This is a genomic window from Roseateles toxinivorans (genome assembly GCF_004362525.1).
GTDB classification, from domain to species: domain Bacteria; phylum Pseudomonadota; class Gammaproteobacteria; order Burkholderiales; family Burkholderiaceae_C; genus Paucibacter; species Paucibacter toxinivorans.
Genome location: NZ_SNXS01000004.1, coordinates 558,539 through 576,284, shown reverse-complemented (window position 1 = coordinate 576,284; position 17,746 = coordinate 558,539). Strand labels below are relative to the sequence as shown.

General features: G+C 65.6%; 15 protein-coding genes. 11 read left to right on the top strand and 4 right to left on the bottom strand.

Annotated elements, in window-relative coordinates; genetic code table 11:
* Positions 1–8: 8 nt before the first annotated feature.
* The 3 genes from phnY to DES47_RS17725 form a co-directional block, all read right to left on the bottom strand.
* Positions 9–1,445 carry a phosphonoacetaldehyde dehydrogenase gene (phnY, locus tag DES47_RS17735; RefSeq protein ID WP_133702046.1) on the bottom strand — a complete coding sequence of 479 codons (1,437 nt, stop codon included), beginning with the start codon at positions 1,443–1,445 and terminating at the stop codon, positions 9–11.
* Positions 1,446–1,520: 75 nt separating this feature from the next.
* On the bottom strand, positions 1,521–2,741 hold the full coding sequence (gene phnA / locus DES47_RS17730; RefSeq protein WP_133702045.1) for a phosphonoacetate hydrolase: 1,221 nt from the start codon (positions 2,739–2,741) through the stop codon (positions 1,521–1,523).
* On the bottom strand, positions 2,738–3,472 hold the full coding sequence (locus DES47_RS17725) for a phosphonate utilization associated transcriptional regulator (protein ID WP_133702044.1): 735 nt from the start codon (positions 3,470–3,472) through the stop codon (positions 2,738–2,740). The genes phnA and DES47_RS17725 overlap by 4 nt, the downstream gene beginning before the upstream one ends.
* Positions 3,473–3,632: 160 nt before the next feature.
* Between DES47_RS17725 and DES47_RS17720 the strand changes: the two genes are divergently transcribed.
* The 4 genes from DES47_RS17720 to DES47_RS17705 all read left to right on the top strand — a co-directional run bounded on the left by DES47_RS17720 (position 3,633) and on the right by DES47_RS17705 (position 8,753).
* Positions 3,633–4,673, top strand: coding sequence for a putative 2-aminoethylphosphonate ABC transporter substrate-binding protein (locus DES47_RS17720; RefSeq protein WP_133702043.1), 1,041 nt, complete (start codon positions 3,633–3,635; stop codon positions 4,671–4,673).
* Between the two features lie 138 nt (positions 4,674–4,811).
* The gene (locus DES47_RS17715) at positions 4,812–5,891 is read left to right on the top strand and encodes a putative 2-aminoethylphosphonate ABC transporter ATP-binding protein (protein ID WP_133702042.1); all 1,080 of its coding nucleotides are present in this window, start codon (positions 4,812–4,814) and stop codon (positions 5,889–5,891) included.
* Positions 5,888–7,594, top strand: coding sequence for a putative 2-aminoethylphosphonate ABC transporter permease subunit (locus DES47_RS17710; protein WP_133702041.1), 1,707 nt, complete (start codon positions 5,888–5,890; stop codon positions 7,592–7,594). The genes DES47_RS17715 and DES47_RS17710 overlap by 4 nt, the downstream gene beginning before the upstream one ends.
* Before the next feature lie 55 nt (positions 7,595–7,649).
* Positions 7,650–8,753 (top strand): 2-aminoethylphosphonate--pyruvate transaminase, encoded by a 1,104-nt coding sequence (locus tag DES47_RS17705; RefSeq protein WP_133702040.1) that lies wholly within the window; start codon positions 7,650–7,652, stop codon positions 8,751–8,753.
* A gap of 6 nt (positions 8,754–8,759) precedes the next feature.
* Here the strand turns inward: DES47_RS17705 and DES47_RS17700 are convergent, their stop codons facing one another.
* Positions 8,760–9,695: a helix-turn-helix domain-containing protein gene (locus DES47_RS17700; RefSeq protein ID WP_166652052.1), complete on the bottom strand. Its 936-nt coding sequence runs from the start codon at positions 9,693–9,695 to the stop codon at positions 8,760–8,762.
* Positions 9,696–9,851: 156 nt separating this feature from the next.
* Between DES47_RS17700 and DES47_RS17695 the strand changes: the two genes are divergently transcribed.
* The 7 genes from DES47_RS17695 (at position 9,852) to DES47_RS17665 (ending at position 17,744) form a co-directional block, all read left to right on the top strand.
* Entirely contained in the window at positions 9,852–11,213 is a 1,362-nt protein-coding gene (locus DES47_RS17695; protein WP_243748358.1) for an amino acid permease, read from the top strand.
* A 149-nt stretch (positions 11,214–11,362) separates the two neighbouring features.
* Positions 11,363–12,742: a glutamine synthetase family protein gene (locus DES47_RS17690; protein ID WP_133702038.1), complete on the top strand. Its 1,380-nt coding sequence runs from the start codon at positions 11,363–11,365 to the stop codon at positions 12,740–12,742.
* Between the two features lie 13 nt (positions 12,743–12,755).
* On the top strand, positions 12,756–13,862 hold the full coding sequence (locus DES47_RS17685; RefSeq protein WP_133702037.1) for a DUF2235 domain-containing protein: 1,107 nt from the start codon (positions 12,756–12,758) through the stop codon (positions 13,860–13,862).
* A gap of 29 nt (positions 13,863–13,891) precedes the next feature.
* Positions 13,892–15,025: an iron-containing alcohol dehydrogenase gene (locus tag DES47_RS17680; RefSeq protein ID WP_133702036.1), complete on the top strand. Its 1,134-nt coding sequence runs from the start codon at positions 13,892–13,894 to the stop codon at positions 15,023–15,025.
* Positions 15,026–15,838: a gamma-glutamyl-gamma-aminobutyrate hydrolase family protein gene (locus DES47_RS17675; protein ID WP_133702035.1), complete on the top strand. Its 813-nt coding sequence runs from the start codon at positions 15,026–15,028 to the stop codon at positions 15,836–15,838.
* Positions 15,835–17,211, top strand: a complete 1,377-nt coding sequence (locus DES47_RS17670; RefSeq protein ID WP_133702034.1) for an aldehyde dehydrogenase family protein — start codon at positions 15,835–15,837, stop codon at positions 17,209–17,211. The genes DES47_RS17675 and DES47_RS17670 overlap by 4 nt, the downstream gene beginning before the upstream one ends.
* The gene (locus DES47_RS17665) at positions 17,190–17,744 is read left to right on the top strand and encodes a GNAT family N-acetyltransferase (RefSeq protein WP_133702033.1); all 555 of its coding nucleotides are present in this window, start codon (positions 17,190–17,192) and stop codon (positions 17,742–17,744) included. Before DES47_RS17670 ends, DES47_RS17665 begins: the two co-directional genes overlap by 22 nt.
* Positions 17,745–17,746: the final 2 nt, after the last annotated feature.

Here is a 17,746-nt window from a genome sequence, read left to right as displayed (position 1 = left end):
AGGTCTCGTCACCAAGGTAACGAGTAGGTCTTGGTATTCGTGAAGCTCTTGATCGCTTCCTGAACCCCCTCCTTGTACCCCAAACCCGAGTCCTTGATGCCCCCGAATGGGGTCAGCTCCAATCGGTAGCCAGGGACCTCGCGCACATTGACGGTGCCCACCTGCAGTTCGCTGACGAAGCGGGTGATGTAGTCGAGCCGGTTGGTGCACACAGCCGACGACAGACCGTAGGCCGTGCCATTGCTGATCTGAATGGCTTCTTCGATGTTGGCGAAGCTGATGATGGGCGAGACCGGGCCGAAGGTTTCCTCGTGCACCAGCAACATGGACGGATCGACACGGTCCAGCACCGTCGGTGCGAACAGCGCACCCACGCGCGTGTGACCCTGCAGCAGCCGCGCCCCTTGGGCGATGGCCTCGTCAACGCGGGACTCGAAGAAGCGCGCGGCCGCCTCGTCGATCACCGTGCCCATGTCCTGCTTGGCATCGGCCGGGTCGCCGAAGCGCCAGGCCCGGGTCTTGTCCACCACAAGATCGGTGAAGCGCTGGGCCACGCTGGCATGGACCAGCATGCGCTTGACGGCTGTGCAGCGCTGGCCCGAGTTCTTGTACGAGCCCTGCACGGCCAGGGTCGAGGCCTCATCCAGGTCGGCGTCTTCCATCACGATGATGGGATCGTTGCCGCCCAGCTCCAGCACCACGCGGCGGTAGCCGGCCTTGGACGCAATGTACTTGCCTATCGCCACGCCGCCGGTGAAGGTGATCAGATCGACACGCGGATTGGTCAGCATCTCGTCGGCGATCTCCCGCGGGTCGCCGGTGATCACGGCCAGCATCTCGGGCGGCAGGCCGGCCTCATAGAGGATGTCGGCGAACAGCAGGGCCGACAGCGGCACCTTCTCCGATGGCTTGAGCACCATGCGGTTGTTGGTGGCAATTGACGGCACGACCTTGTGCGCCACCTGGTTCATCGGATGGTTGAACGGGGTGATGGCGGTGATCACACCCAGCAGTGGCTCGCGCAGCGTGTGGACCTTGCGCTTCTTGCCGTGGGGCGTCAGGTCGCACGAAAAGGTCTGACCGTCGTCTTTCAGAACCTCGATCGCGCCGAAGGTCAGCACATCGGCTACACGGCCGGCCTCGTAGGTCGAGTCCTTGACGCACAGACCCGCCTCGGAGGTGATCAGCGCCGAGATATCGGACGTGCGTTCGCGCACCAGGGCCGCGGCCTTGTTCAGGATGTTGGCGCGCTCGAAGCGGGTCAGCTTCGGTTTGTAGGCATGGGCGATCTCGTAGGCCTGACGCACTTCCTCCAGCGTGGCCTTCGGGACGGTGCCGACAATCGCGCCACTATAGGGGTTGCGCACCGCGATGACGCGGTCGCCGCGACGGTCTGCACCGACCTTCTCGCCACCGATGCGCAAGGATTCAATCCGCACAGTCATTTCCCCTCAGGTAGCCCGGATGCAATCCGGGGTTCCGTCATCAATTGCACCCGGATTGCATCCGGGCTACGAAACTCATTGGCCATGGTTCAGCGCAAGCTCGAAGGCATCGAAATTGCGCCAGCGGCGCAGCGGATCCAGGCCCGGGGCCTTGCGGTTCATGATCAGCGGCACACGCTGCTCGGACACGCCGCCGTGCGAGCGCAGCGGCACCTCCAGCGCCGTCAGGTCGTGGCGCGCGGCCGAGGTGCCCAGCACCGTGGAGCGCTCCGAGACGATGACGATGTCGCCGATGCGGTCGGCCGGCAGCTCGAAGCGCTCGGCCGCTTCCGCACGCGGCAGGGCCAGCTCGATGCCGGGCTGCTTCAGCAAGCGATCACACAGCGCCTGGTCGTCGGTGCCGGCGGGCAGATAGACGGTGGCAAACGAGCCCAGCGCACCATGGTGGACGACGTAGGGGTCGGTGATGGGCAGTATCACGCGGGTCGCGGCCGCGCCCAGCCAGCCGTCCAGCAGGTCCTGCAGATAGATCACATCGGGTTTGGCATCCATGCGCGTCTTCGCATTCATGCCATGGTCGGCGGTCAGCACGATCACGCAGCCCAGCTCGTCGAGCTCGGCCAGATAGCCGTCCATCATCGCGTAGAAGGCGTTGGCCCCCGGCGTGCCCGGCGCATGCTTGTGCTGGATGTAGTCGGTGGTCGACAGGTACATGAAGTCAGGCCGCTGCTGGCGCATCAGCTGCACGCCGGCGGCGAACACGAACTCCGACAGCTCGGCGCTGTACACATCGGGCACCGGCCGGCCGACCAGGCCCAGCACGTCGGCGATGCCGTTTTCCTCCATGGTCACCGCATCGGACTTCTCCGACGAGAAGCAGATGCCGCCCTGCATGCCGTGGCCGAGCAGCTTGCGCAGCTTGTCCTTGGCGGTGATCACAGCGCAGCGTTTGCCGGCCTTGGACAGCGCCGCCAGGATGCTGGGCGCGCGCAGCCATTTGGGGTCATTCATCATGACCTCGGTGCCGCTCTCGACATCGAACAGATAGTTGCCGCAGATGCCGTGCACCGACGGCGGCGCGCCGGTGACGATGGACAGATTGTTCGGGTTGGTGAAGCTGGGGATCACACAGTCGGCGATCAGCGCCGTGTCATCGTGCAGCGTGTGCTTGAGCCAGGGCATGTCGCCCGCGGCCACGGCCTGGGCGAAGTAGTCGGGCTCGCAGCCGTCTATGCAGACCACCACGGTCGGGTGGCTGGGCAGCTTGTAGCTGCGCTGGTTGACTTCTATCGTCATGCTGGGGTCGCTTTCTTGGCTGGAGCGCGGCGTTTGGCGGGGGCCGCGGTCTCGGTGTGGTGACTGTTGTTCTTGAGCGTGCGCTGCTGGCTGTCCTGCACATGGGCACGCATGGCCTGGCCGGCCAGGTCGGGGTCGCCCGAGGCAATGGCCTTCAGGATGGCGCGGTGCTCCTGGGCCGACTGCGGCAGCTGCTTGCCGTCCGACAGGTTCAGACGGCGGAACAGCGACAGCTCGTTGATCAGCTTGCGGTACAGCGCGATCAGCTTGCGGTTGCCGGAGAACTCGACCAGGCGGTCATGGAACTGCAGGTTCAGCAGGTGGTAGGCATCGACGTCGCCGGCCTTCACCGCCCGCTCCATCTCGTCGACCATGGCCCTCATCTGCTTCATCTGCTCGGGCGTCACGGCGGCGGCCAGCTTGCGGCCCACCGCCTCGTCCATCATCGCGCGCATCTCGAAGATTTCCATCGCCTCGTCGAGTGGGATATGGCGCACGAACACACCGCGGTTCTTCTCCTGGCGCACCAGGCCGGCCTCCTCGAGCATGCGAAAGGCCTCGCGTACCGGCCCGCGCGACACGCCCAGGCGCTCGGCCAGCGCCGCCTCGATCAGCTTGGCGCCCGGCTCCAGCTCCCCGCTCAGTATGGTGCGCTCGATCTCCTGCTGCACCACGGTGGTGAGCGAACTGGACTGCAACAGGGCGATCTTGTGGTGGGGATCCATGTTCATGCACCGGATTGAATCGGATGGAATGTAAATTGTCAACAATCTGGAAAATACGATTGACAGTCAATTGTGGTCAAGCATAGATTCGCGTCATCGCCATGTCACAACGCCTTGGCACGCTCGCTGTTTCTCTGTCCCACTACAACATCGCTAGGAGTTCTCCATGCAGACACCGGGTTACAAGAAGCTGATCACGCTGGCCGCCCTGTTGGCCATTGCGGGCGCAGCCCAGGCGCAAAAGACCCAGTTGCTGGTCTATACCGCGCTGGAGACCGACCAGCTCAAGGCCTACCAGGAAGGCTTCAACAAGGCCTATCCAGACATCGACATCCGCTGGGTGCGCGACTCCACCGGTGTCATCACCGCCAAGCTGCTGGCCGAAAAAGCCAACCCCCAGGCCGATGCGGTGATGGGTGTGGCGGCCACCAGCCTGGCTCTGATGGACAAGCAGGGCATGCTGGAGGCCTACCGCCCGCTGAATCTTGACGCGATCATGAGTCAGTACCGTGACAAGAAGAACCCGCCGGCCTGGTTCGGCATGGACATCTGGGGCGCCACCGTGTGCTTCAACACGGTAGAGGCCAAGAAGCGCAACATCCCGGTGCCGACGACCTGGAAGGACCTGCTGAAGCCCGAGTTCAAGGGTCAGGTCGTGATGCCCAATCCGGCGTCCTCCGGCACCGGTTACTTCGACGTCACCGCCTGGCTGACCCTGTGGGGCGACAAGGACGGCAAGGGCGGCGGTTGGGAGTACATGGACAAGCTGCACGAGAACATCGCGCAGTACACCCACTCCGGTTCCAAGCCCTGCAATATGGCAGCCAGCGGCGAGTTCGTGGCAGGCATCTCGTTCGAGTACCGTGCCAATGCCAACAAGGCCAAGGGTGCGCCGATCGAGCTGATCTTCCCCAAGGAGGGTCTGGGCTGGGACATCGAGGCCTTCGCGATTCACAAGGGCACGAAGAAGCTGGACGCCGCCAAGAAGCTGGCCGACTGGGCCTCGAGCAAGGACGCGATGCTGCTCTACGGCAAGAACTTCGCCATTACCGCCCAGCCGGGCGTGGCAGCGCCCTTGGCCAATGTGCCCAAGGACTACGAGCAACGACTGGTGAAGATGGACTTCGACTGGGCCGCCAGCAACCGCGAGCGCATCTTGGCCGAGTGGACCCGCCGCTACAACGCCAAGTCCGAGCCGAAGAAGTAAGTCTCTTCGCCAGCCAGTCGTAGCCCGGATGAAGCGCAGCGCAATCCGGGGTTTGTGTGAAGCCGGCAGACCCCGCATTGCGGCCTGCGGCCTCCATACGGGCTACGCCTTTGATCGTTGTTTTTCCGGGCCCGCCCTTTGAACCCAGAACCCTATCTGCGCCTGTCCGGCATTCGCAAGGAATTCGGCGCCTTCACCGCCCTGCAGGGCGTCAATCTCGACATCCACAAGGGTGAGTTCATCTGCTTTCTCGGCCCCTCGGGCTGCGGCAAGACGACCCTCTTGCGCATCATCGCCGGGCTGGAGGTGCAGAGCGCCGGCACCATCACCCAGGCCGGGCGCGACATCTCGCTGCTGCCACCGGCGGGGCGCGACTACGGCATCGTGTTCCAGTCCTACGCGCTGTTTCCGAACCTGAGCGTGGCCGACAACGTGGCCTATGGCCTGGTCAACCGCCGCCAGCCACGGGCGCAGATACGCGAGCGCGTCACCGAGCTGGTCAAGCTGGTCGGCCTGCCGGGCAGCGAAGCCAAGTATCCCAGCCAGCTGTCGGGCGGCCAGCAGCAACGCATCGCGCTGGCCCGTGCTCTCGCCACCGCACCGGGCCTCTTGCTGCTGGACGAACCGCTGTCGGCGCTGGACGCGCTGGAGCGGGTGCGCCTGCGCCAGGAGATCCGCAGCCTGCAGCGCAAGCTGGGCGTGACTACCATCATGGTGACGCACGATCAGGAGGAGGCGCTGTCGGTGGCCGACCGCATCGTCGTGATGAAGCATGGTGCGATCGAGCAGGTTGGCACGCCAATGGATGTGTATCGCGACCCGAGCTCGCTATTCGTGGCCGACTTTGTGGGCCGCATCAACGCCCTGCCCGCGCGACTCGAAGGCCCGGGGCGCGTGCGCATCGGCGAGCAGAGCTTCGAGTGCCGGCATGAAGGCGACATCAATGGCTCCGGCGGCCATGAGGTGAAGATCTATCTGCGGCCCGAGGATGTGCTGGCGCGGCCGATTGCAGCGGGCGACTCGAATGTCTTCGACGCCGAGATCGACAAGATCGAGTTCATGGGCTCGTTCTGTCTGGTGCGGGTGAAGAGTGCCGCCCTGGGCGAACACCGGCTGACGGTCTATCTGTCGCTGAACTTCCTGGCCGAGCAGCAGTTGGAGGTCGGTGGCCGCCTGCCGCTGCGCCTGCTGCCCGAGCGGATGCGGGTTTTTCAATGAGCGCCAGCCTGAGCCCTTTGCTGCCGAAGGTGCGGCAGCGCACGCATTGGAGCGAGCGCATTGCCCACCTGACGCTCTTGCTCGTGCTGCTGCTGCTGCTGGCCTTTCTGGCCGCACCGCTGCTGACCATCCTGCTTCAGTCGGTGCAGGACACCAGCGAAAAGTATGTCGGCCTGGCCAACTTCATCGCCTACGCGCAGACGCCCGCCCTGCTCGACTCGCTGTGGAACAGCCTCTGGGTGTCGGGTCTTGTCACGCTGATCACACTGCCGCTGGCCTTCTTGTTCGCCTACGCGCTGACGCGCAGCCGCATGCGATTCAAGCCGCTTTTCCGCACCATCACCCTGGTGCCGCTGCTGGCGCCCTCGCTGCTGTCGGCCATCTCGCTGATCTACTGGTTCGGCAACCAGGGCGTGTTGAAGAGCTGGCTCACGGCGGTTGGAATCGATCAGATCTACGGCGCCACCGGTATTGTCCTGGCCGAGGTGTTCAGCGTCTTCCCCCATGCGCTGATGATTCTGATCACCGCCTTGAGCCTGGCCGACGCGCGCCTTTACGAGGCCGCTGATGCTTTGGGCACCTCGGCACGGCGCAAGTTCTTCACCATCACCCTGCCCGGCGCCAAATACGGGCTGATCTCGGCGGGCCTGGTGACCTTCACCCTGGTCATCACCGACTTCGGCATACCGAAGGTCATCGGCGGCAACTTCAATGTGCTGGCCACCGATGTGTTCAAGCTGGTGATAGGCCAGCAGGACTTCCAGCGCGGCGCCGTCGTCGCCCTGCTGCTGCTGACCCCGGCCTTCCTGACCTTCGGTGTCGATCACTTCATCCAGCGCAAGCAGACGGCCATGCTCAGCGCCCGCGCCGTGCCCTACAAGCCCAAGAAGGCACCGGTGTTCGATGCGCTGATGACGGCCTACTGCACGGGCAGTTCGTTGCTGATACTGGCCGTGCTGGGCATGGCGGTGTTCGCCTCGTTCGCCACCTTCTGGCCCTACGACCTGAGCCCCAGCTGGCGCCACTATGTGATGGGCCTGGTGGACGCCGAGGTCGGCGTGGGCTTCATCAACAGCCTCAAGGTGGCGGCGGGCACGGCGTTCTTCGGCACGGCCCTGGTCTTCGTCGCCGCCTATATGCTGGAGAAGACCAAGGGGCTGGACAGCGTGCGCGGCGTCGTGCGCCTGCTGGCCATGCTGCCGATGGCCGTGCCCGGCCTGGTGCTGGGCCTGGGCTATATCTTCTTCTTCAACAAGCCCGGCAATCCGCTGAACTGGATGTACCAGTCGCTGGCGCTGATGACCTTGGCCACCATCGTCCACTTCTACACCACCGGCCACCTGACGGCGGTGACGGCGCTGAAGAGCCTGGACGGCGAGTTCGAATCGGTCTCGGCCTCGCTGAAGGTTCCCTTCTACACGACCTTCTGGCGCGTCACGCTGCCGATCTGCACGCCGGCCCTGATCGACATCGCCCGCTACTTCTTCGTCAATGCGATGACGACGATCTCGGCCATGGTGTTCCTGTACTCGCCCGAGACCAAGGTGGCGTCCATCGCCATCCTGAACCTCGACGAGGCCGGCGAGACCGGCGCCGCCGCCGCGATGGCGGTGCTGATTGCCATCGTCTGCGCCACCGCCACCCTGCTGTTCATGCTGCTGGGCTGGTTCGTCAACAGGCGTACTCAGGCGTGGAGAGCTTGAACCCGCTTTGCATCCCGGATTTCATCCGGGCTACCTACCCCATTCGGAGACATCGATGGACCGAGACCGCATTCTCCTCACCCCCGGCCCGCTGACCACCACCCTGCGCACCAAGCTGGCCATGCTCAAGGACTGGGGCTCCTGGGACGGTGATTTCATCGCCGTCACCGCCAAGGTGCGCGCCGGTCTCTTGGACGTGGTTCATGGCCAGGACAGCCATGTCGTCGTGCCGCTGCAGGGCAGCGGCACCTTCAGCGTCGAGGCCGCGGTGGCCACCGTCGTGCCGCGCGAGGGCCATGTCTTGATACTGGACAACGGCGCCTACTGCAAACGCGCCGCGAGGTTGACCCAGCTGATGGGCCGCCGCGCCACGGTGCTGGAGTTCCCGGAAGAGTCTCCCGTGTCCCCACAGGCGCTGGAAGCCAGGCTGGAGGCCGACACCAGCATCACCCACGTGATCCTCATCCACTGCGAGACCGGCACCGGCGTGCTGAACCCGCTGCCCGAGGTGGCGGCCGTGTGCGAGAAGCGCGGCAAGGGCTTGATCGTGGACGCGATGAGCAGCTTCGGCGCCCTGCCCATCGACTGCCGCAGCAGCCGCATCGACGCGCTGATCGCCGCCAGCGGCAAGTGCCTGGAGGGCGTGCCCGGCATGGGCTTTGTGCTGCTGCGCAAGGCGGTGCTGGAGCAATGCGCCGGCAACAGCCAGTCGCTGGCGATGGACCTGTTTGATCAGTACCAGTACATGGAGAAGACCGGCCAGTGGCGCTTCACCCCGCCCACCCATGTGCTGGTGGCGCTGGCCGAGGCGATGGAGCAGTACCGGGAGGAAGGCGGCCAGCCTGCCCGCCTGGCCCGCTATGTCGACAACTACCAGACGCTGATCGCCGGCATGAAGGCCTTGGGTCTGAAGCCCTTCCTGGCGCCCGAGGTGCAGGCGCCCATCATCGTCACCTTCCACGCGCCGCAGCATCCGGCCTATGACTTCAAGCGCTTCTACCAGGCGGCCAAGGACCGGGGTTTTCTGCTCTACCCGGGCAAGCTGACCCAGGTGGAGACCTTCCGCGTCGGCTGTATCGGGGCCATCGGCCGCATGGAGATGCAGCAGGCGGTCAATGCGGTGGCCGAGGTGCTGGCCGAGATGGGTATCGCAAGCTGATACTCGTCAATCCGGCAGCTGATGCCGCCGGTGGGTCTGCGATGGCAGCTCGCCGAACATCGCCTGGTAGTCCTTGGCGAAATGGCCGAAGTGCCAGAAGCCCAGCTGGGTGGCTGCCTCGGTCACCGATGCAGCGGTCTTCAGGCTGCGCCGGGCGGCGCCCAGCCGGGCCGCACGCAGATAGGCCAGGGGGCTGACCCCCAGCACGCGCTGGAAGGCCAGCTGCAGGCTGCGGCGGCTGGTACCCAGTTGCTCGCACAGCTCGGCCACCGTCGGCGGCTGCTGCAGGTCGGCGGCGATCAGCTCGCGGGCCCGGCTGACCCACAGCCAGTGGCTGTCGGGCAAGGCGTCTTCGTCGGCAGGCGCATCGCTGAGCACGCTGATGCGATCGAGCAAGGCGTCGCTCATGCGCGCGCGCACGGCGGCCTCGGCCAGCGATTGGGGCCGTGCCTGCGCCGTCTCGAACACACTCAGCAGCAGGCTGCGCAGCGCATGCGGTGCAGCATTGCGCAAACCGGCCTGGCTGCCGAAGTTCAGGCCCGGCTCGGTCGGCGTCAACTCGATGCCCAGCATCTGGTGATCACCCGCACAGCGAAACTCGAAGCCGGAGCGGCCCGAGAACACATGCAGCGCATCCTCGCCACTGGGCCGCCCGCAGAACAGGCCTGGCGCGCTGCTGCGCAGTGGCACGCCCAGGGCCAGCACGCCCTCGGCCAGGCAGCCGGTCTGCAGCACAGAGGCCTGCAGATCCTCGATGAACAGGCGCATGCCGCCGAGATCGATGCGGCGGATGCGGCCGCTGAAACCGCCGGCCTGCAGCTGCAGATAGCTCTGGTTCCAACCACTCAGCGCCGCCGCCTGCTCATCCACATCGCCATACACGGCCTCCCGCAGCGGCGCCACGGTGCCGGGTCGTGCCTGCTGAAGCTGAGCTGCGTGCATAAGAGCGCCATTGTGCGAACAGCGGGGAGGCATCGTGCGCAGTGTTTACACCGAGTTGCCGAGTCGATTGCCGAAATGGGATAGCGCCGGCCGCCACGACGACCCAAACTGACCCGGACACGATTCCTATTTGCTAAAAACGCCAAGGAGGCTTGCATGTCGGACACACAGGGAGTGAGCTACAACAAGGTCGATCAGGGCTATTTCGACAAGCGCGGTCTGCGCCGCTATGCCGGTGTCTGGTCGCTGTGGGCGCTGGGGGTCGGCGCCGTCATCTCCGGCCATTTCTCGGGCTGGAACCTGGGCCTGGCCAATGGCTGGGGCAGCATGCTGATGGCCACCATCATCATTGCCGTGATGTACCTGGGCCTGACCTTCTCGCTGGCCGAGATGTCGCCAGCCCTGCCGCACACCGGCGGTGCCTATTCGTTCGCGCGCACCGCGATGGGGCCCTGGGGCGGCTTTCTGACCGGGCTGTCGGAGAACGTCGAATACGTGCTGACGCCGGCGGTGATCGTCTATTTCATCAGCAGCTATATGGCCGGCATCTTCGGCACCGCGCCAGCCTATCTGCCGCTGTGGTGGGTGGGTTTCTACATCGTCTTCGTGGGCCTGAACATCGTCGGCGTCGAGCTGTCGTTCAAGGTCACCGTGGTCATCACCCTGCTGGCCCTGGCCTGCCTGGTGGTGTTCTGGGTCAGTGCCCTGCCCCATATCGATTTCGCGCGCTGGGCAATGAATGTGGGCGAAGGCGGCGCGCTGCTGCCCGAGGGCCGCGGGCCGCTGCTGCCGCTGGGCCTGAGCGGTGTGCTGGCCTGCCTGCCCTTTGCCGTCTGGCTGTTCCTGGCCATCGAGCAGCTGCCCTTGGCCGCCGAAGAGTCGGTCGACCCCAAGCGCGATATGCCGCGCGGCATCCTGGCCGGCATCTTCACCCTGATCGTCTCGGCCTTCATGATTCTGTGGCTCAACCCCTCGGTGGCCGGCATTGGATCGCACCAGCTGGCCAAATCGGGCGAGCCGCTGCTGGACGGCTTCAAGGCGATCTATGGCGACGGCATCGCCAAGGCCCTGGCCCTGGTGGCCGTCCTGGGCCTGGTGGCCAGCTTTCACACCATCATCTTCGCCAAGGGGCGGCAGATCTATTCGCTGAGCCGCGCCGGCTACTTCCCCTCGGTGCTGTCGGTCACGCACGGCAGCCGCAAGACGCCGCACCTGGCGATGATGCTGGGCTCGGTGCTGGCCCTGGCGGTGATGTTCGTACTGTGGTTCACCCTCGGCGCCGACAAGGGCGCGGCGGTGATCGGCGGCACACTGCTGAATATGGCGGTGTTCGGCGCGATGTTCTCCTACATCATGCAGGCCCTGTCCTTCATCCGGCTGCGCAGCAAGCTGCCGCAGATGGAGCGCCCCTACCGCAGCCCGCTGGGCGTGCCCGGCGCAGCGCTGACGGTTGCCATCGCCGTCGTGACCCTGTATTTTCAGCTCAGTGATCCGTTGTACCGCGATGGCGTGCTGTGAGTGGCGCTGTGGTTTGCGATCGGCATCACCTACTTTGCACTGGTCGGCCGCAAGCACCTGATACTCTCGCCCGAGGAAGAGTTCGCCCAGCAGCTGGCCCGCCAAACGCAGGCCTGAAGTCCCTTCAACACTGACATCGGCAGGATCAGATGGCAACACGCAACTCCCCCTCCGAGCACCCGGCCCTGGCCGCCGTGCGCGCCAGCAACACCGGCAAGGTCAAGGTCGCCGTCAGCGACATCGACGGCGTCCTGCGCGGCAAGCTGCTGCATCGCGACAAGTTCTTCGGCGCGGCCGAATCCGGCTTCGGCTTCTGCGACGTCGTGTTCGGCTGGGACTCGGGCGACCAGTGCTACGACAACACGGAGGTCACCGGCTGGCAGCATGGCTTCCCCGATGCACTGGCCCGCATCGACCTGAACACCGCCCGCCACGTGCCCTGGGACGATGGCGTGCCCTTCTTCCTCGGCGAGTTCATCAATGCCGACGGCACGCCCTTCCCCGTGTGCCCGCGCCAGATCCTGAAGCGCGTGCTCAAACGTGCCGAGGCCCTGGGGCTGCAGGTCATGACCGGCATGGAGTTCGAGTGGTTCAACTTCCTCGAAACACCGCAGAGTTGGGCCGACAAGAAGGGCGTAGGCCCCACCAACCTGACGCCGGGCATGTTCGGCTATTCGCTGTTGCGCATGAACGGCAACCGCGATTTCTTCAATGCGCTGATGGACCAGATGGCCGCCTTCAACGTGCCGATCGAGGGTCTGCACACGGAGACCGGACCGGGCGTCTATGAGGCGGCGATCGCCTTCAGCGAGGCGCTGGAGCAGGCCGACCGCGCCATCCTGTTCAAGACCGGCGCCAAGGAGATAGGCCAGCGCTTCGGCATCATGCCCAGCTTCATGGCCAAGTGGAGCAAGGACTACCCCGGCTGCAGCGGCCACATCCACCAGAGCCTGTCGGACGGCAAGCAGAACGTCTTCTTCGATGCCCATCGAGGCAAGGCCAGCAGGGGCATGAGTCAGCTGTTCGAAAGCTATCTGGCCGGCCAGGTGCAGTGCCTGATGGAGTTCGCGCCGATGTTCTGGCCGACCATCAACAGCTACAAGCGCCTGGTCGATGGCTTCTGGGCTCCCGTCAAGCCGACCTGGGGCTTTGACAACCGCACGGCGAGCTTTCGCGTCATCTCGGGCTCACCGAAGTCCACCCGGCTGGAGACCCGCTGCCCCGGCGCCGATGTGAACCCCTATCTGGCCATGGCGGCGGTGATTGCCGCCGGCCTGCATGGCGTCGAGAAGGAGCTGAAGCTGACCGCGCCACCGATCACCGGCACCAACCAGGGGGCCGAACACATCCCCCGCGCGCCGCGCTCGCTGATGGACACGACGCAGATCTTCAAGCGCTCCGAGGTCGCGCGAGACTTCCTGGGCGACACCTTTGTCGATCACTTCGCCGCCACCCGCGAGTGGGAGTACCGGCAGTGGCAGGATGGCGTGACCGACTGGGAGCTGAAGCGCTATTTCGAGATCATCTAGGACGTAGTCAACCTTGACCCGTGACCTCATCATCTGCTGCGACGGCACCGGCAACCAGTTCGGTGACCGCAACAGCAACATCGTCAAGCTGCATGACTGCCTGGTCAGCGGCAACGCGAACGTGATCGCCTTCTATGACGCCGGCGTGGGCACCTTCGGCCTGCGCGAGGTGCTGTTCCAGTGGCAGCAGCTGATTCCGCGGGTGGCAGGTCTTGCCTTCGGCTGGGGTTACCGGCACATGGTGGAGCGTGCCTACCGCTGCATCGCCGAGCACTACCGGCCCGGCGATCGGGTCTGGCTGTTCGGCTTCAGCCGTGGTGCCTATATCGCCCGGGTGGTGGCCGGCATGCTCAAGGGCATAGGTCTGCTGGAGCGGCACAATCTGCATCTGTTCGACTACGCCTTTCGCCTCTACGAACGCAGCATGAAACGCAGCGACGCTGACGATGCCGGCTTTGCCACGCTGAAGCGCTTTGGCAAGCAGTTCTGCCGGCCCTGCCCCGTCCACTGCCTGGGCCTGTTCGACACCGTCAAGTCGGTAGGCTGGTTCAGGCGCTGGACCGTGCTGCCCTGGACGGCCAGCAATGACAGCGTGGCCCATGTGCGCCATGCGGTGTCCATCGACGAGCGGCGCTGCTTCTTCCGCACCAATCTGTGGGGTACGCCGGGCCGCAGCGATGTGCGCGAGGTCTGGTTCGCCGGGGTGCACTCCGATGTCGGCGGTGGCTACCCCGAGGCCGAGAGCGGGCTGTCCAAGATCAGCCTGCACTGGATGCTGGAGCAGTCCCGCGCCCTCGGCCTGCCGCTGGACGAAGCACGGGTGAGCCGGTTGCTGGGCGGCGGCGGACGCTATGTGGCACCGAACCCCGGAGCCGCCCAGCACCAGTCGCTGACCGGCGCCTGGTGGCTGGCCGAAGCGCTGCTGCCACGCCGCCAGATTGACCGCCTGGGCCGCAACCAGGGCACCCGCTGGCCGCTGCTGAACTGGAGCCTGCTGGGCCAGCCGCGGGCCATCGCGCCCGAGAGCAAGATCCACATCAGCGTGCAGCAGCACCAGCAGCTGCGCGCCAGCTACAACCCACCGAATCTGCCCGCCGAGCCCCATTTCGTGGCTCAGTGACCACCGTTTTCGCAACCCAAGCCAAAGCCATGAGCATCACCCGTTTCTCCTTTCCCACCGCCATCCTGTTCGGCGCCGGCGCGCGCAAGGGGGTGGCCGAGCATCTGCTGGCCCAAGGGCTGAAGCGTCCGCTGATCGTCACCGACAAGGCCTTGGCCGCGCTGCCGGTGCTGGCCGAGTTCCGCAGCCATCTGGGTGGCCTGGAGGTCGCCGTGTTCGATGGCGTGATGGGCAATCCGACCGCCTCGCAGGTGATGGCGGGTGCCGCCGCCTATCGCGCCCATCAGGCCGATTGCGTGATCGGCTTCGGCGGCGGCGCGGCACTGGACGTGGCCAAGATCGTCGGCCTGGCCGCCACGCACGAGGGCAACATCATCGAATACGTCTGGGACCATCCGCAGGTGCGCCCGATCAGCGGCGAACTGCCCTATTTTGTGGCCCTGCCCACCACCTCCGGCACCGGCTCCGAGGTCGGGCGCTCCAGCGTCGTGTCCGAAGATGACACCCATATCAAGCGCACCGTGTTCAGCCCCAAGATACTCGCCCGCGCCGTGTTCGCCGACCCCGAACTGACGCTGGCCCTGCCGCCCGCCATCACCGCCGCCACCGGTATCGATGCGCTGACGCACAACGTCGAGAGCTATCTGTCGCCGGCCTATCACCCCTTGTGCGATGGCATCGCGCTGGAGGGCACGCGCATCGCCGCACGCGCCCTGCTGACGGCCGTCAAGGAACCCGGCAATCTGTCCGCCCGCAGCGACATGATGATGAGCTCGATGATGGGCGCCATCGCCTTCCAGAAGGACCTGGGCGCCGTGCACTCCTGCGCCCATGCGCTGGGCGCCGTCAACAATCTGCACCACGGCCTGGCCAATGCGCTGATGCTGGACACCGTGCTGGCCTGGAACTTCGAGGCCGTAGAAGCCAAGTTCGCCGAACTGGCCCATGTGGCCGGCGTCACTGGCGGCGCCTCGGCCTTCGTACCTTGGCTGAAACAGCTGAAGCAAAGCATAGGCATCACCACCCGACTGGCCGACCACGGCGTCACCTCCGAACACCTGCCCCGCCTGGTCGAGATCGCCACCGCCGACATCTGCCACCAGACCAACCCCCGCCCCTGCACCGCCGCCGACTTCCAGAAACTCTTCCAGGAGGCGATGTAAATGGGGTCAGACTCCAATTTAGGGCGGCCGAAGATAGGCATCTCCGCCTGCTTCTTCCATGCCGATCCGGTGCGGCCCATCTTCACCGGCAAGACCTTGCAATATATCGAGCAATCGGTCGCGCACTGGTTGATGGGCGGAGGCGCGCTGCCGGTGATGATTCCCTCGCCCGAGGGGCCGACCCAGCGTTCGGACGTGAGCCTGGCCGACTACGCCCAGTGGCTGGATGGCCTGGTGCTGATGGGTGGCTCGGATGTCTGGCCCGGCAGCTATGGCGAGGAGCCTCTGAAGCCGCAGTGGAGCGGCGACCGCATCCGCGATGAATACGAGATCGCGCTGGCCAAGGCCTTTGTTGCCGCCGGCAAACCGGTGCTGGGCGTCTGCCGAGGCCTGCAACTGCTGAACGTCGCGTTTGGCGGGACGCTGCTGCAGGACATCCCAACGCAAAAGCCCGGCGCGTTGACCCACCGCGACGCCGCTCTATATGACCAGAACTTCCATCAGATCGCCTTCTGGCCCGGTACCCGGTTGTCGAGCTTGTACGCCGATCAGCAAGAGGCCAGGGTCAACAGCGTGCACCACCAGGGCATCAAGGACCTGGCGCCCGACTTCATCGTCGAGGCCACGGCCCCTGCGGACGGCATGATTGAGGCCGTGCGCTGGACCGGCCCCTCGTTTGTGGCCGCCGTGCAGTGGCACCCCGAATTCCATGACCCCAAAGATGCCAGCGTGTTGAATGACGACGCGCTGCTGCAAGACTATCTGGCCGCCGTCGCCCGCAAGCGCGATCCGGCTCAACTGGAACAAGCATGAGCACACTCGCCATCCACAACCCCGCCACCGGTGCGCTGATCACCGAGATCCCGGCCGACGACGCCGCCAGCGTGGCCCGCAAGGCCGCAGCGGCTCGTGCCGCTCAACCCGCCTGGGCCGCCAGGCCGCTGAGCGAACGGGTCGCCGCGATCACCCGCTTCCGTGCCGGCCTGGTGGCCGAGATTGATCAGTTGGCCACCACCTTGACCAGCGAGGTCGGCAAGCCCATCTCCCAGGCCCGCAACGAGCTGAACGGCCTGCTGCCGCGCATAGACTTCTTCCTGGCCCAGGTGGACCAGGCGCTGCAGACCGAACAGGTCTTCGCCGACGCCGGAATGACCGAGCAGATCAGCCACGCGCCGCTGGGCGTGATCGCCAATATTTCGGCCTGGAACTACCCCTTCTTCGTCGGCGCCAATGTGTTCGTGCCGGCCCTGCTGACCGGCAATGTGGTGCTCTACAAGCCGTCCGAGTTCGCCGCGCTGACGGGTCTTCACATCGCCCGCCTGCTACATGCGGCTGGCGTGCCCGAGGATGTGTTCGTGCCACTGGTCGGAGCAGGACCGGTGGGCGAGGCGCTGCTCGCGCAAGACATCGACGGCGTGTTCTTCACCGGCTCCTACGGCACCGGTGCGCGCATCTCGCAGGCGGTCGCCGGCCGCTTCAACATCAAGCTGCAGCTGGAGCTGGGCGGCAAGGACCCGACCTATGTGCGCCATGACGCCGACCCCAAGGTCGCCGCCGAGTCGCTGGCCGATGGCGCGATGTACAACACCGGCCAGAGCTGCTGCTCGGTGGAGCGCATCTATGTGCACGAGAGCCTGCACGATGACTTCGTCGAGCACTTCCTGGCCACTGTGACCACCTTCAAGCAGGGCGATCCGCTGGACGCCACCACCTATATCGGCGCCATCACCCGCGCGCCGCAGCTGGCCCTGCTGGAGCGTCAGGTGGCCGATGCCAAGGCCCGCGGCGCCACCCTGCGCACCGGGGGCCACATCTTGCCAGGCCCCGGCAACTGGTTCGCACCGACCGTGTTCACGGAGGTCAGCCACGAGATGGAGCTGATGCGCGAGGAGAGTTTCGGCCCCATCATCGGCATCCAGAAGGTGTCCAGCGACGCCGAGGCACTGCAACTGATGAACGACACCCGCTACGGCCTCACCGCCGGCGTGTTCAGCCGCGACGAGCTTGCGGCCAAGGCGCTGCTGGCCCAGGTCAACGCCGGCACGGTCTACTGGAACTGCTGCGACCGCGTCAGCCCCCGCCTGCCCTGGTCGGGCCATGGCGACTCCGGCGTCGGCCTGACCCTGTCCACCTACGGCATCAGCACCTTCACCCGACCTAAAGCATGGCATCTGAGGCAAGCCTGAGCGAAGCAGCCATCGAGTACCGCCTGGCCGGCCCCGACGATGCGCTGTGCATCGCCGTGCTGGCCATGCAGGTGTTTCTCGACACCTACACCGTCAACGGCATGCGCCCCGACCTGGCCCGGGAGACGCTGGAAATCTATGCGCCGGAAGCCTTTGCCCGGCGCCAGCAAGACCCGGCCACGACCTTTATCCTGGCCGAGCGCGCCGGCCATCTGATCGCCTTTGCCGAACTCACGCTGGACCGCGTGCCACCCCACGAGGCTCGGCCCGGTGCCGCCGAGCTGGTTCGCCTCTATGTACAGCGCTACTTCAAGCGCATGGGCCTGGGGCGCGAGCTGCTGAACCGTGCCGAGGCGCTGGCGTGCTCGCAAGGCGCGAGCAACCTGTGGCTGACGACCTGGTCCGGCAACACGGCCGCCCGCGCCTTTTATCCGACCCAGGGCTACCGGGACATCGGCCTCACCAGCTACACGATACAGGGCAGCGCCTACGAGAACCGGGTGTTTGCCAAGGCCTTGACCGCTGGCATATAGCC

Excerpts from the sequence above, each read along its gene's own strand:
- phnA (WP_133702045.1), bottom strand. The coding sequence starts at position 2,741 with ATGACGATAGAAGTCAACCAGCGCAGCTACAAGCTGCCCAGCCACCCG.
- DES47_RS17680 (WP_133702036.1), top strand. The coding sequence starts at position 13,892 with ATGAGCATCACCCGTTTCTCCTTTCCCACCGCCATCCTGTTCGGCGCC.
- DES47_RS17720 (WP_133702043.1), top strand. The coding sequence starts at position 3,633 with ATGCAGACACCGGGTTACAAGAAGCTGATCACGCTGGCCGCCCTGTTG.
- phnY (WP_133702046.1), bottom strand. The coding sequence starts at position 1,445 with ATGACTGTGCGGATTGAATCCTTGCGCATCGGTGGCGAGAAGGTCGGT.
- DES47_RS17690 (WP_133702038.1), top strand. The coding sequence starts at position 11,363 with ATGGCAACACGCAACTCCCCCTCCGAGCACCCGGCCCTGGCCGCCGTG.
- DES47_RS17695 (WP_243748358.1), top strand. The coding sequence starts at position 9,852 with ATGTCGGACACACAGGGAGTGAGCTACAACAAGGTCGATCAGGGCTAT.
- DES47_RS17725 (WP_133702044.1), bottom strand. The coding sequence starts at position 3,472 with ATGAACATGGATCCCCACCACAAGATCGCCCTGTTGCAGTCCAGTTCG.
- DES47_RS17705 (WP_133702040.1), top strand. The coding sequence starts at position 7,650 with ATGGACCGAGACCGCATTCTCCTCACCCCCGGCCCGCTGACCACCACC.
- DES47_RS17700 (WP_166652052.1), bottom strand. The coding sequence starts at position 9,695 with ATGCACGCAGCTCAGCTTCAGCAGGCACGACCCGGCACCGTGGCGCCG.
- DES47_RS17665 (WP_133702033.1), top strand. The coding sequence starts at position 17,190 with ATGGCATCTGAGGCAAGCCTGAGCGAAGCAGCCATCGAGTACCGCCTG.
- DES47_RS17670 (WP_133702034.1), top strand. The coding sequence starts at position 15,835 with ATGAGCACACTCGCCATCCACAACCCCGCCACCGGTGCGCTGATCACC.
- DES47_RS17710 (WP_133702041.1), top strand. The coding sequence starts at position 5,888 with ATGAGCGCCAGCCTGAGCCCTTTGCTGCCGAAGGTGCGGCAGCGCACG.
- DES47_RS17675 (WP_133702035.1), top strand. The coding sequence starts at position 15,026 with ATGGGGTCAGACTCCAATTTAGGGCGGCCGAAGATAGGCATCTCCGCC.